Here is a 14,985-nt window from a genome sequence, read left to right as displayed (position 1 = left end):
AGCGAGACACCCATGCCGGACAACGACAAGCTCCTCGAATACCTCAGGCGCGCCACCGCCGACCTGGGAGACGCCCGCCGCCGACTGCGCGAGGCGGAGGACGCCCGCCACGACCCCGTGGCCATCGTCTCCATGAGCTGCCGCTACCCCGGGGGAGCCGACACCCCCGAAGCCCTGTGGGACCTCGTCGACAGCGGCACCGACGCCATCACCGAGTGGCCCGCGGGGCGCGGCTGGGACACCGAGGCGCTCTACCACCCCGACCCCGACCACCCCGGCACCTCCTTCACGCGGCACGGCGGATTCCTGCACCGGGCCGGGGACTTCGACGCGGCCTTCTTCGGGATCTCGCCGCGCGAGGCCCTCGCCATGGACCCGCAGCAGCGCCTCGTCCTGGAGACCGCCTGGGAGGCCGTCGAGCGCGCCGCCATCGACCCGGAGGCGCTGCGCGCGACCAGGACCGGCGTGTTCGTCGGCGCGATGCGCAACGACTACGGCAGCACGTCGCGGCACGTCCCCGAACTCCAGGGGCTCCTCGACACCGGCACGGCCGCCAGCGTCGTCTCCGGGCGCGTCGCCTACACCCTCGGCCTCGAAGGGCCCGCGCTCACCGTCGACACCGCCTGTTCCTCCTCGCTGGTGGCCGTGCACCTCGCGGTGCGCTCGCTGCGCTCCGGAGAGTGCTCCCTCGCCCTCGCGGGCGGCGTCGCCGTGATGGCGACGCCGGACGCGTTCGTCGCCTTCAGCCGTCAGCGCGCCCTGTCCGCCGACGGGCGCTGCAAGGCCTTCGCCGCCGCCGCGGACGGCACCGGCTGGTCCGAAGGCGTCGGCGTCCTCGTCCTGGAGCGCCTGTCCGACGCCCGCCGCAACGGCCACCAGGTCCTCGCCGTCGTCCGCGGCTCCGCCGTCAACCAGGACGGGGCCAGCAACGGCCTGACCGCGCCCAACGGACCCGCGCAGGAGCGCGTCATCGCCGACGCCCTCGCCGACGCCAGGATCGCCCCCGGCGACGTCGACGCCGTGGAGGCCCACGGCACCGGCACCCGCCTCGGCGACCCCATCGAGGCCCAGGCCCTGCTCGCCACGTACGGGAAGCACCGGCCCGCCGAACGGCCGCTGTGGATCGGCTCGTTGAAGTCGAACATCGGCCACACCTCCGGCGCCGCCGGCGTCGGAGGCGTCATCAAGACGGTCATGGCCCTGCGCCACGGGCGGCTGCCCCGCACCCTCCACGTCGACGAGCCGACGCCGTTCGTGGACTGGTCGGAGGGCGCCGTACGGATCCTGGCCGAGCCCCGCCCCTGGGAGGCGCCGGGGCGCCCGCGCCGGGCGGGGGTGTCGGCGTTCGGCGTGAGCGGCACGAACGCGCACCTCGTCCTGGAGGAGGAGACCCCGCAGGACCTCGCCGATCCGGCGCCGGACGCCACCGCGCCCGAGCCCGCCACGGGCCCGCTGCCCTGGGTGCTCTCCGCCCGCGACGAGGACGCCCTGCGCGCCCAGGCCACGCGCCTGCTCGCGCACATCGAGGGCACCGACGCAGGCGCAGGCACCGGCGAGGACACCACGGCCGGTGCGATCGGCCGGGCCCTGGCCACCACCCGTACCGCCTTCGAGCACCGCGCCGCCGTCGTCGCCGACGACCGGGCGGGCTTCGTCGACGGCCTGACCGCGCTCGCCTCCGGCGGCACCGCCCCGCACCTCGTCCGCGGCACCACGGGGCCCGACGGGAAGACCGCGTTCGTCTTCCCCGGACAGGGCTCCCAGTGGCCCGGCATGGCGGTGGGGCTCCTGGACGCGGAGCCGGTGTTCGCCGCTCGCGCCGCCGCGTGCGAGCGGGCCCTCGCCCCGTACGTGGACTGGTCGTTGGAGGCCGTGCTGCGCGGCGCCGACGGCGCGCCGTCCCTGGACCGCGTCGACGTGGTCCAGCCCGCCCTGTTCGCGGTGATGGTGTCCCTGGCGGAGCTGTGGCGGTCGTACGGCATCGAGCCGGACGCCGTGGTCGGGCACTCCCAGGGCGAGATCGCGGCCGCCTGCGTCGCGGGCGCGCTGTCCCTGGACGACGCGGCCAAGGTCGTCGCCCTGCGCAGCCGGGCCCTCGCGGACCTGGCCGGGCGCGGGGGCATGGCGTCCGTGCCGCTGCCCGCCGCGGACCTCGGCCCGCACCTGGAGCCCTGGGGCGACCGGCTGTCCGTCGCGGCCGTCAACGGGCCCGCGACCACGGTTCTGTCGGGCGACCCCGAGGCCGTCGAGGGCGTCGTCGCCGCCCTCGTCGCCCAGGACGTGCGGGCCCGCGTCATCCCCGTCGACTACGCCTCGCACTCCGCCCACGTCGAGGCGATCGAGGAGCGCCTCCTGACCGCGCTCGCGGACCTCGCGCCCCGCCCCGCCGACGTGCCCTTCCACTCCACCGTCGACGCCGCCCCGCTGGACGGCGGAGCCGCCCTCGACGCCGCGTACTGGTACCGCAACCTGCGGCGGACCGTGCGCTTCGAGGAGGCCGTACGCGGCCTCCTCGGCCAGGGCTACAGCCACTTCGTCGAGGTCAGCGCCCACCCGGTGCTCACCATCGGCGTGGAGCAGACCGCCGAGGCCGCCGACCTGGAGCGGCCCGTCGCCGTGCTCGGCACGCTCCGCCGCGACGAGGGCGGCCGCGCGCGCTTCCTGCTCGCCCTCGCCCAGGCCCACACCCGCGGCCTGTTCCCGGACTGGTCCCGGGTGTTCGCCGGGCATGCGGCCGCGACCGGCCTGCCCACGTACGCCTTCCGGCGCCGCCCGTACTGGCTGGAGCCGGAGTCCGCGCCCGCGCCCGCGGCGGCGCCGCCCGCCGACCCCGTGGCGGACCGCTTCTGGGAGGCCGTGCGCGCCGGTGACCTGCCGGAGCTGACCGCCACCCTCGGCGTCGGGCCCGAGGAGCCGCTCAGCGCCGTCCTGCCCGCGCTCGCCGCCTGGCGCGAACGGCGCGCCGCGCTCACCACCGTCGAGTCCTGGCGCTACCGGCCCGACTGGCAGCCGCTGCCCGAGGCCGCCGCCGCCCGGCTCCGCGGCACCTGGCTCGTGCTGCTGCCCGCGCCGCTCGCCCTCGACCCGCAGTCCCTCGCCTGCGTGCGCGCCCTCCAGGACGCCGGGGCCACCGTGGTGAGCGCCGCCCTCGACGTGGCGGCCCTCGACGTGGCCGACCCCGACGTGGCCGACCCCGAGAGGGGTCCGCTCCGCGACCGGCTCGCCGACGTCCTCCGCGACCTCCTCCGCGACGCCCTCTCCGACGCCGGTGGGGCGCCCGCGGGAGTCCTGTCCCTGCTCGCGACCGACGAACGGCCGCACCCGCGGCACCCCGCCGTGTCCGTCGGCACCGCCCTGAGCCTCGCCCTCGTACAGGCCCTCGGCGACGCGGGTGTCGACGCGCCGCTGTGGTGGGCCACGCGCGGCGCCGTCGCCGTCGGCCCCGCCGACCCGCCCGTGCGGCCCGCGCAGCACGCGGCCTGGGGCCTCGGCCGGTGTGCCGCCCTGGAGCACCCGCGCCGCTGGGGCGGGCTCCTCGACCTGCCGCCCGAGCTCGACCCCCGCGCCGCGTCCCGGCTGTGCGCGGTGCTCGCCGCGCCCGGCGACGAGGACCAGCTCGCCGTGCGCGGCACGGGAGTCCACGGCCGCAGGCTCGTCCGGGCCCCGCTCGGCGACGCCGCGCCCCGCCGCGCCTGGACCCCGCGCGGCACCACGCTGATCACCGGCGGCACCGGCGGCCTCGGCGCGTACATCGCCCGCTGGCTCGCCCGCGAGGGCGCCGAACACCTCGTCCTGATCAGCCGCCGCGGCGCCGACGCCCCCGGCGCGGCCGAACTCGCTGCCGAACTCACGGAGCTGGGCGCCCGCACCACCGTCGCCGCGTGCGACATCACCGACCGGCACGCCCTCGCCACCCTCGTCGCGGGCCTCGTGGCCGACGGCTGCGAGATCCGGTCCGTGCTGCACGCCGCCGCCGGGGGCTCCCTCGTGGCGCTCGACGACACGGACGCGGCCGAGTTCGCCGACACGCTGCACGCCAAGGCCCTCGGCGCGGACCACCTGGACGCCCTGTTCGACCGGGACACGCTCGACGCCTTCGTGCTGTTCTCCTCCATCTCCGGCGTCTGGGGCAGCGCGATCCACGGCGCCTACGCCGCCGCCAACGCCCACCTGGACGCGCTCGCCGAGAACCGCAGAGCCCGGGGCCTGGCCGCCACCTCCGTGGTGTGGGGCATCTGGAGCCCCGAGGACGGCGGCGGCATGGCCGCGAACCTCGCCGAGGACCAACTCCGCGCCCAGGGCGTGCTCTTCATGCCGCCCGCCACCTGCGTCACCGCCCTGAAGCAGGTGCTCGACCACGACGAGACCCTCGTCCTGGTCGCCGACATCGACTGGGACCGCTTCGCCACCGTCTTCACCACCAGCAGGCCCAGCCCCCTCATCGGCACCGTCCCCGAGGCCCGCGCCGCCCTCGCACCGGACCCCGCCCCCGCCGACACCGCGGAGGACCCGTCCCGCGGCCTCCGCGCCCAGCTGCGCGACCTGACCGGACCCGAGCGCGAACGCGCCCTGTCCGACCTGGTGCTCACCGAGGCCGCCGCCGTGCTCGGCCACGACGCGCCCGAGGCGATCGCGCCCGAACGCGCCTTCCGCGACCTCGGCTTCGACTCGCTGACCGCCGTCGAGATGCGGAACCGGCTCACCGCGGCCACCGGCCTGCGCCTGCCCGTCACCCTCGTCTTCGACTACTCCTCGCCCGGCGCGCTCGCCCGTCATCTGCGCGCCGAACTCCTCGGCGACCGGACCCCGGCGGCCACCGCGCCGGTGGTGCGCGCCGCGCAGGCCGACGACGACCCGATCGTCATCGTCTCCATGAGCTGCCGCTACCCGGGCGGCGTCGGCACCCCCGAAGAGCTGTGGCAGCTCGTCGCCGAGGGCCGCGACGCGGTCGCCGGACTCCCCGCCGACCGGGGCTGGGACCTCGACGCGCTCTACGACGCCGACCCCGACCGGCCCGGCACCAGCTACGCGGCGGCGGGCGGCTTCGTCTACGACGCGGGCCACTTCGACGCGGGCTTCTTCGGCATCTCGCCGCGCGAGGCCCTCGCCATGGACCCGCAGCAGCGCCTCCTCCTGGAGACCTCCTGGGAGGCCCTGGAGCGCGCCGGGATCGACCCGCACACCCTGCGCGGCAGCCGCACCGGCGTCTTCGCGGGCGCCGCCTACCAGGGCTACGGCGGCAGCATGGACGACGTACCGGAAGAGCTGGAGGGCCTCTTCGTCGCGGGCATCTCCACCAGCGTCCTGTCCGGCCGCGTCGCCTACACGCTCGGCCTCGAAGGGCCCGCCGTGACCGTCGACACGGCCTGTTCCTCCTCCCTCGTCGCCGTCCACACCGCCGCGCAGGCCCTGCGCAACGGCGACTGCTCGCTCGCCCTCGCGGGCGGCGCCACCGTCATCGGCTCCCCGCTCACCTTCACCGGCTTCAGCCGTCAGCGGGGCCTCGCCGCCGACGGCCGCTGCAAGTCCTTCGCGGCCGCCGCCGACGGCTTCGGCATGGCCGAGGGCGTCGGCCTGCTCCTCCTGGAGCGCCTGTCCGACGCCCGCCGCAACGGCCACCCCGTCCTCGCCGTCCTGCGCGGCTCGGCCGTCAACCAGGACGGCGCGAGCAACGGCCTGACCGCCCCCAGCGGCCTCGCCCAGCAGCGCGTGATCACCGAGGCGCTCGCCGACGCGGGCCTGTCCGCCGCCGACGTCGACGTGGTGGAGGCCCACGGCACCGGCACCACCCTCGGCGACCCCATCGAGGCCGACGCGCTGCTGGCCACCTACGGACAGGAGCGCGAAAACCCCCTCCGCCTGGGCTCGTTGAAGTCCAACATCGGGCACAGCCAGGCCGCCGCCGGAGTCGCGGGCATCATGAAGATGGTCCTCGCCATGCGCCACGAGGTGCTCCCCGCGACCCTGCACGTGGACGCGCCGTCCCCCAACGTCGACTGGTCCGCGGGCGCCGTGTCGCTGCTCACCGAGGCCGCGCCGTGGCCCGCGAACGGCCACCCCCGGCGCGCCGGGATCTCCTCCTTCGGGCTCAGCGGCACCAACGCCCACGTCGTCGTCGAGCAGCCGCCCGCCGACGAGGAACCGGCCGGGGCCGAGCAGGGCCGCCCCGACACGGCCGTGCCGTGGGTGCTCTCCGCGCGCAGCCCCGAAGCGCTGCGCGAGCAGGCCGTACGCCTGCGCGCCCACGTCGCGGCCCGGCCCGGCCTCGGCCCCGCCGACGTCGGACACTCCCTGGCCACCACGCGCGCCGCCTTCGAGCACCGCGCCGCCGCCGTCGGGCGCGACCGGGACGCCCTCCTCGCCGCGCTCGACACCCTGATCGACGGCCGCACCGGACCCGGAGCCGTGCGCGGCACCACCGCCCAGGACCGGCGCGCCGTGTTCGTCTTCCCCGGCCAGGGCTCGCAGTGGCCGGGCATGGCGCGTGAACTCCTGGACTCCTCGCCGGAGTTCGCCGCGCGGATCACGGCGTGTGCTGAGGCGCTCGCTCCGTACACGGAGTGGTCGTTGCTGGACGTGTTGCGCGAAGCTTCTGAGGCGCCGTCGCTGGAGCGGGTGGACGTGGTGCAGCCGGTGTTGTTCGCCGTGATGGTGTCGCTGGCGGAGGTGTGGCGTTCGTACGGTGTGGAGCCCGCTGCCGTGGTGGGGCACTCCCAGGGGGAGATCGCCGCGGCCTGTGTGGCCGGGGCGCTCACCCTCAAGGACGCCGCCCGCGTCGTCGCCCTGCGCAGCAAGGCCCTGCGCGCGCTCACCGGGCGCGGCGGCATGCTGTACATCCCGCTGCCCCCGGAGCGGGTCGAGGCCCGACTCGCCCCCTGGACGGACCGGCTGAGCGTCGCCGCCGTCAACGGACCCACCACGGTGACCGTCTCGGGCGACCCCGAAGCCCTGGGCGAGCTGCACGCCGCGCTCGCCGACGACGGCGTGCTGTGCTGGCCGCTGCCCGGCGTCGACTTCGCCGGGCACTCGCCGCAGGTCGAGGAGATCCACGGCGAACTGCGCACCCTGCTCGCCGGGATCGCCCCGCGCCCGTCCCGCGTGCCCTTCTACTCCACCGTCACCGGCGCCGCCCTCGACACCACCGCCCTGGACGCCGCGTACTGGTACCGCAATCTGCGCGAGCCCGTCGACTTCCACCGGGCCCTGGGCGCCCTGATCGCCGACGGGCACCGCCTGTTCGTCGAGACCAGCACCCACCCCGCCCTCACCGTCTGGCTCCAGGAGGCTTTGGAGGCCGCGGGCGGCAGCGGCGGCGCCGTCGGCACCCTGCACCGGGGCGAGGGCGGCCGGGACCGCGTGCTCGCCTCGCTCGCCGAACTCCACGTCCTGGGCCACCCCGTGGACTGGGACGCCGTCTTCGACGGCACCGGAGCCCGCCGCGTCGACCTGCCCACCTACGCGTTCCAGCGGCGCCACTACTGGATGCGGCCCGCACCCCGGGACGCCGCCACCGCCCCCGTCGGCACGGACCCCGTCGACCGGGGCTTCTGGGACGCCGTCGCCGGGCAGGACCCCGACGCCCTCGCCCGGCACCTGCGCATCGAGGACGACGACGTACGCGCGGCCATGAGCACCGTCGTGCCCGCGCTCTCCCAGTGGCTGCACGGCCGCCGCGGCCGGACCACCCTCGACTCCTGGCGCCACCGCGTCACCTGGAAGCCCCTGCCCCAGGAGCGCGCGGCGGACCTCGGCGGCAGCTGGTGGGTGGCCGTGCCCGAGGCCGTCGCCGCGGACCCGGCCGTCACCGCCTGCGTCGAGGCCCTGCGCGAGCACGGCGCGCACCCCGTCGTCGTGGAACTCGGCGCGGACGACGCCGGGGAGACCGGACGCGGCCCGCTCGCCGGGCGCCTGCGCGCCCTCGCCCAGGAGTCCCCGGCCGACGGCGTCCTGTCCCTGCTCGTCCTCGCCGACGCCCCGTACGCCGACGGCACCGCCCTGCCCGTCGGCCTCGCGCTCACCACCGCGCTGCTCCAGGCGCTCGGCGACGCCGCGGTGAAGGCGCCGCTGTGGTGCGCGACCCGCGGGGCCGTCGCCGTGGGCCGCTCCGACCGCCTCGACGCGCCCCTGGGCGCCCTGCACTGGGGCCTCGGCGGGGTGGCCGCCGTCGAGCACCCCGAGCGCTGGGGCGGCCTCGTCGATCTGCCCGCCCGCCTCGACGCACGGGCCCGCGCCCGGCTCGCCGCGGTCCTCGCGGCCCCGGACGGCGAGGACCAGCTGGCGATCCGCGCCTCCGGCGTGTTCGGCCGCCGCCTCGCCCACGCCGCGCCCAGGACCGAGCCCGAAGGGCCCGCCTGGACGCCCGACGGCACCGTCCTGATCACCGGCGGCACGGGCGGCCTCGGCGCCCAGCTCGCCCGCAGGCTCGCCGGGAGCGGCACCGCGCATCTCCTCCTGACCAGCCGCCGCGGCCCCGACGCCCCGGGCGCCGACGCGCTCGCCGCCGAACTCACGTCACTGGGAGCCGAGTTCACCATCGCGGCCTGCGACGCCGCCGACCGCGACGACCTCGCCGCGCTCCTCGCCGCCGTCCCGGCCGGACGCCCGCTGCGCGCCGTGTTCCACGCCGCGGGCGTCCTGGACGACGGCGTCCTCGACACGCTCACCCCCGAGCGCGCCGCCGGGGTCCTGCGCCCCAAGGCGGACGCCGCGCTCCACCTCGACGAACTCACCCGGGACGCGGACCTGACCGCCTTCGTGCTCTTCTCCTCCCTCGCCGGCACCCTCGGCGGCACCGGACAGGGCAGCTACGCCGCCGCCAACGCCTTCCTCGACGCCCTCGCGCAGACGCGCCGCGACCACGGCCTGCCCGCCACCTCCGTGGCCTGGGGCCTGTGGGGCGGCGACAGCCTGGCCGCGGGCGCCACCAGCGAACGCCTGGTCCGCGACGGTCTGCCCGCCATGGACCCCGAACTCGCCGTCGAGGCCCTCTGGCAGGCCCTGGCCGACGACGAGACCCGGCTGATCGTCGCCGACTTCGCCTGGGACCGCTTCGTCCGCGCCTACACCGCGCTGCGGCCCAGCGCCCTGATCGCCGACGTGCCCGAGGCGCGCGGCGCCCTCGCCGAGCGCGCCGCCGCGCCGGGCGCCGCGGAGAACGCCCTGGTGGCGCGGCTCGCCGGGCTCGGCGACGCCGAACGCACCCAGGAACTCGCGGACCTGGTGCGCGCCCTGGCCGCCGACGTGCTCGGGCACGACGACCCCGCCGCGATCGCACCGGAGCGTGCCTTCAAGGACCTCGGCTTCGACTCGCTGACCGCCGTGGAGCTGCGCAACCGCGTCGCCGGGGCCACCGGCCTGCGCCTGCCCGTCACGCTCGTCTTCGACCGGCCCACCACCGCCGCGCTCGTCGACCACCTGCGCGAGGAACTGCTCGGCACGGCGCCCGCCCCCACGACGGCCCCCGTACCCGCCGCGGCGGCCGCGACCGACGACGACCCGGTCGCGATCGTCGCGATGAGCTGCCGCTTCCCCGGCGGCGTACAGACCCCCGAGGACTTCTGGCGGCTCCTCGCCGACGGCACCGACGCCGTCTCCGCGTTCCCCGCCGACCGCGGCTGGGACCTGGAGGGCCTCTACGACCCGGACCCGGAGAAGGTCGGCCGCACCTACGCCCGCGAGGGCGGATTCCTCTACGACGCCGCCCACTTCGACCCCGCCTTCTTCGGCATCTCGCCGCGCGAGGCCCTCGCCGTCGACCCCCAGCAGCGGCTCCTCCTGGAGACCGCCTGGGAGGCCTTCGAACGGGCGGGCATCGACCCGCGGACCCTCAAGGGCAGCGACGGCGGCGTCTTCGTCGGCTCCAGCTACCGCGACTACGGCTCCCGGGTCACCGAGCCGTCCGAGGAGTTCGAGGGCTACCTCGGCATCGGCAGCGCGGGCAGCGTGGCCTCCGGGCGCGTCGCGTACACCTTCGGCCTTGAGGGCCCCGCCGTGACCGTGGACACGGCCTGCTCCTCCTCGCTCGTCGCCGTCCACATGGCGGCGCAGGCGCTGCGCTCCGGCGAGTGCTCCCTCGCGCTCGCGGGCGGCGTCACGGTGATGGCCACGCCCGGCGCGTTCGTCGAGTTCTCCCGCCAGCGCGGACTTGCCGCCGACGGCCGCTGCAAGCCGTTCGCGGCCGCCGCCGACGGCACCGCCTGGGCCGAGGGCGCGGGCATGGTGCTCCTGGAGCGCCTGTCCGACGCCCGCCGCCACGGCCACCCCGTGCTCGCCCTGGTCCGCGGCTCCGCCGTCAACCAGGACGGCGCCAGCAACGGCCTCACCGCCCCCAACGGCCCCTCCCAGCAGCGCGTCATCCGCCAGGCCCTCGCGGGCGCGGGCCTCGCCCCCGGCGACGTCGACGCCGTCGAGGCCCACGGCACCGGCACCCGCCTCGGCGACCCCATCGAGGCCCAGGCCCTGCTCGCCACCTACGGGCAGGAGCGCGAAACCCCGCTGTACCTGGGCTCGTTGAAGTCCAACATCGGCCACGCCCAGGCCGCCGCGGGCATCGCGGGCATCATCAAGATGGTCCTGGCCATGCGGCACGGCGCGCTCCCCGCCACCCTCCACGTCGACGAGCCGACGCCGTACGTGGACTGGACCGCGGGCCGCGTCCACGTGGTCACCGAGCACACCGCCTGGCCCGAGGGGGACCGCCCGCGCCGCGCCGGCGTGTCGTCCTTCGGCGTGAGCGGCACCAACGCGCACACCATCCTGGAGCACGTCCCCGACCCCGCGCCGCCCGTCGCGGCGCCGCCGACGGGCCGCCGTCTGCCCTGGCTGCTCGCCGCCCGCGGCGAGGACGCCCTGCGCGCCCAGGCCCGCCGCCTGCTCGACCGCGTCACCGCCGCACCGGAGCGGCACCCCGACGCCGTCGGCAAGGCCCTCGCCACCGGCCGCACCGCCTTCGAACACCGGGCCGTCCTCGTCGCCGCCGACCGCGAAGGCCTCCTGGCCGCGCTGGCCGCGCTCGCCGACGGCACCCCCTCGACCGACGTCGTCGAGGGCGCCACCGGCCGGGCGGGCAGGACCGCCTTCCTCTTCCCCGGGCAGGGCAGCCAGCGCCTGCGCATGGGCGCGGAACTGTACGAGCGCTTCGAGGCGTTCGCCGACGCCTTCGACGCGGTGTGCGCGGAACTCGACCCGCTCCTCGACCGCCCGCTGCGCGACGTGATCACCGCGCCTGAGGGCAGCGCGGACGCGGCCCTGCTCCACACCACGGCCTACACCCAGCCCGCCCTGTTCGCCGTCGGCGTCGCCCTGCACCGGCTCCTGGAGTCGTACGGGGTGCGCCCCGACCTCGTCACCGGGCACTCCGTGGGACAGCTCGCCGCCGCGCACGTCGCCGGGGTGCTCTCGCTGCCGGACGCCGCCGCCCTCGTGGCCGCGCGCGGCCGCCTGATGCAGGCCATGCCCGGCGGCGGCGCGATGGTCTCCCTCACCGTCCCCGAGCCGGACCTGCTGCCCCAGCTCGCGGGCCGCGAGGGCGAGATCGCGGTGGCCGCCGTCAACGGGCCCGCCGCCACCGTCCTGTCCGGCGACGCGGCGCCCGTCGAGGAGATCGCCGCCCACTGGCGGGAGAAGGGCCACAAGACCCGGCGCCTCACCGTCAGCCACGCCTTCCACTCCCCGCACATGGACGGCATGCTGGACGACTTCCGCGCCGTCGCCGAACGGGTCACCTACCACGCGCCGCGGATCCCCGTCGTCTCCGACCTGACCGGCGCCGTCGCCACCGCCGAGGAGCTGCGCGACCCCGGCCACTGGGTCCGCCACGTCCGCTCCACCGTCCGCTTCCTCGACGCCGTACGGACCCTGGAGGCCGAAGGCGCCACCGCGTACGTGGAACTCGGCCCCGACGGCTCCCTGACCGCGCTCGGCCAGGAGTGCCTGACCGGGCCCGCCGACGGCGTCGCCGCGGTCCCGCTGCTTCGCAAGGACGCGCCGGAGGAGGCCGCGTTCACCGCGGCCCTTGCCCGTCTGCACGTCCACGGCGTGCGCGTCGACTGGGCGCCGCTGTTCGCACGGGTCCCGGCCGGGCACGTCGAGCTGCCCACGTACGCCTTCCAGCGCGCCCGCTACTGGCTCCCGCCCACCCCGCCCACCGGTGACATGCCCGCCGCGGGTCTGCTCCCCGCCGGGCATCCGCTGCTCGGCGCGGGCGCCCCGCTCGCCGACACCGGCGGCCACCTGTTCACCGGCCGCCTCTCCGTGGCCGCCCACCCCTGGCTCGCCGACCACGCCGTCCTCGGCGGCGCGCTGTTCCCCGCCACGGCCTTCCTGGAACTCGCCGTCCACGCGGGCGACGAGCTGGGCTGCGCCGAGGTCGACGAACTCACCCTGGAAGCGCCCCTGACCCTGCCCGAGCGGGGCGCCGTCACCCTCCAGCTCACCGTCCAGGCCCCCGACGCGGGCGGCGGCCGCGTCTTCGCCTTCCACGCCAGGCCCGAGCACGCCGCGCCGGACGAGCCCTGGACCCGGCACGCCACGGGCCGCCTGAGCCCGGGCGGCCACACACCGCCCGAGGACCTCACGGCCTGGCCGCCCGCCGGAGCCGAACCCCTCGACGTCGACGGCCTCTACGCGCGCCTCGCCGACGGCGGCTTCGCCTACGGCCCCGCCTTCCAGGGCCTGTGCGCCGCCTGGCGCCTGGGCGACGCCGTCTACGCCGAGGCCCGCCTGCCCGAGGCACAGGCCTCCGACGCCGGACGCTACGGCCTCCACCCCGCGCTCCTCGACAGCGTGCTGCACGCGCTGGCCTTCGGCGTCCTCGAAGGCAGTGACCAGGGCTGGCTGCCGTTCTCCTGGAGCGGCGTACGGCTGCACGCCGCGGGCGCGACCGCGCTGCGCCTGCGCATGACACCGGCCGGGCGCGACGCCGTCGCGTGGACGGTGGCCGACCCCACGGGCGCCCCGGTCGCCTCGGCCCGCTCCCTGGTGCTCAGGCCCGTGACGGCCGACCGCATCCAGGAGTCCCGCACCGGCACCCACGCGGACATGTTCCGCCTGGAGTGGCCCGCCCTCGCGGTGGCCGACACCGCCCCCGCGTCCTGCGCCGTGCTCGGCGACGCCCTGCCCGGCCTCGCGCCCGCCCACGCGGACCTCGCCGCCCTGGGAGCGGCGATCGAGGCGGGCGCCGAGGTACCGGCCCTCGTCGTGACCGCGCTGCCGCCGACGACCGGGGAGCTCGCCGCGTCCGTCCACGAGCTCACCGCGAGCGCCCTGGAGCTGGTGCGGGCCTGGCTCGCCGACGAGCGGTACGCGGGCGCCACGCTGGCCCTCGTCACCACCGGAGCCGTGCCCGTCGGCCCGGACGACGACGTGGCCGACCCCGCGCAGGCCGCCGTGTGGGGCCTGGTTCGCTCCGCGCAGACCGAGAACCCCGACCGGTTCGTCCTGCTCGACACCGACGGCACCCCGGCCTCGGACGCCGCCCTCGCCGCGGTGCTCGCCACGGCCCTCGGCACGGGGGAGCCCCAACTCGCCCTGCGCGCCGGGCAGCCGCACACCGCGCGCCTCGCCCGGGTGCCCGGCTCCACGCCCGCGCGCGCACCCGGCTGGGACCCCGAGGGCACCGTCCTGATCACCGGCGGCACCGGCTCCATCGGCGCCCTGCTCGCCCGTCACCTCGCGGGCGAGCACGGCGTACGGCACCTGCTGCTCACCAGCCGCAGCGGCCCCGCCGCCGACGGCGCGGACGCGCTCCGCGCCGAACTGGCCGCCCTCGGCGCCGATGCCGAGATCGTCGCCTGCGACGCCGCCGACCGGGCGGCCCTGGAGAAGGTCCTGGGCGCCCTGGAGCACCCGCTGCGCGGCGTCGTGCACACCGCGGGCGTCATCGACGACGGCGTCGTCGCCGACATGACCCCGCACCAGCTCCACCGGGTGCTGCGCCCCAAGGTGGACGCCGTCGTCCACCTGCACGAGCTGACCGCGGACCTCGACCTGTCCGCGTTCGTCGTCTTCTCCTCCATCGCCGGTGTCTTCGGCGGCATGGGCCAGGCCAACTACGCCGCGGCCAACGCCTTCCTGGACGCCCTCGCCCACCGGCGCCGCGCCCGGGGCCTGCCCGCCGCCTCGCTCGGCTGGGGCCTGTGGGCCACCGGCGGCGGCATGACCGGACACCTCGGCGAGGCCGACCTGGCCCGCATCGCCCGCGGCGGCATCGTCGCCTTCACCCCCGCCGACGGCGTCGCCCTCTTCGACACGGCCACCGGCCTCGACGCGCCCGCCCTGCTGCCCCTGCGCCTGGACACCGGGGCGCTGGCGGCCCAGGCCGCCGCCGGTGGCGTGCCGGCCTTCCTGCGCGGCCTCGTCCGCACCCCGGCGCGCCGGGCCGCGGCGGGCGAAGGGCCGGGGCCCGACGCCGCGGACGCCCTGCGCGGCCGTCTGGCGGGACTGCCCCCGGCACAGCGCGCCCGGGTCCTCGTCGACGTGGTCCGCACCCACGCCGCCCTGGTCCTCGGCTTCCCCGACCCGGCGGCCCTCAGCACCGAACAGCCCCTGCTCGACCTCGGCTTCGACTCGCTGACCGCGGTGGAGCTGCGCAACCGGCTGCGCGCCGCCACCGGCCTGCACCTGCCCGCGACCCTGCTCTTCGACCACCCGACGGCCGCCGCGGTGGCCCGCCACCTGGCCGACGAGATCGCCCCGGAGGACGGCACGGCCGGGACCGGCCCCGCCGCCCTCGCCGAACTCGAACGCCTGGAGGCCGCGGTCCGCGACGGCCTGCCCGACGACGCCGCCCGTACCGCCCTCACGACCCGCCTCCAGGGCCTCCTGGAGACCCTCCGCCCCGGCACCGGGCCGGACGCGGACGCCGTGGAGGACCGCATGGGCTCCACCGACGACGACCTCTTCGCCTTCATCGACAACGAACTCGGCAGGCCATGACGGCACCCCGCCGCCCCACGCCCTCCCTCCGACCGCCCCGCGTACCGAAGG

The 14,985-nt window shown here is 77.3% G+C and carries 1 protein-coding gene; it reads left to right on the top strand.

The features are described from left to right. Positions 1-12 precede the first annotated feature (12 nt). Complete coding sequence (locus C9F11_RS04095; protein ID WP_138957960.1) at positions 13-14,934, top strand: type I polyketide synthase; 14,922 nt, start codon at positions 13-15, stop codon at positions 14,932-14,934. The last annotated feature ends 51 nt before the right edge of the window (positions 14,935-14,985 follow it).

This window comes from Streptomyces sp. YIM 121038, assembly GCF_006088715.1.
Classification (GTDB): domain Bacteria; phylum Actinomycetota; class Actinomycetes; order Streptomycetales; family Streptomycetaceae; genus Streptomyces.
The sequence above is the reverse complement of the archived record's forward strand: the minus strand, read 5'-3'. Positions and strand labels throughout refer to the sequence as shown.

Bases quoted from the DNA above. Each gene is read 5' to 3' on its own strand.
- C9F11_RS04095 (WP_138957960.1), top strand. From the start codon at position 13: ATGCCGGACAACGACAAGCTCCTCGAATACCTCAGGCGCGCCACCGCC.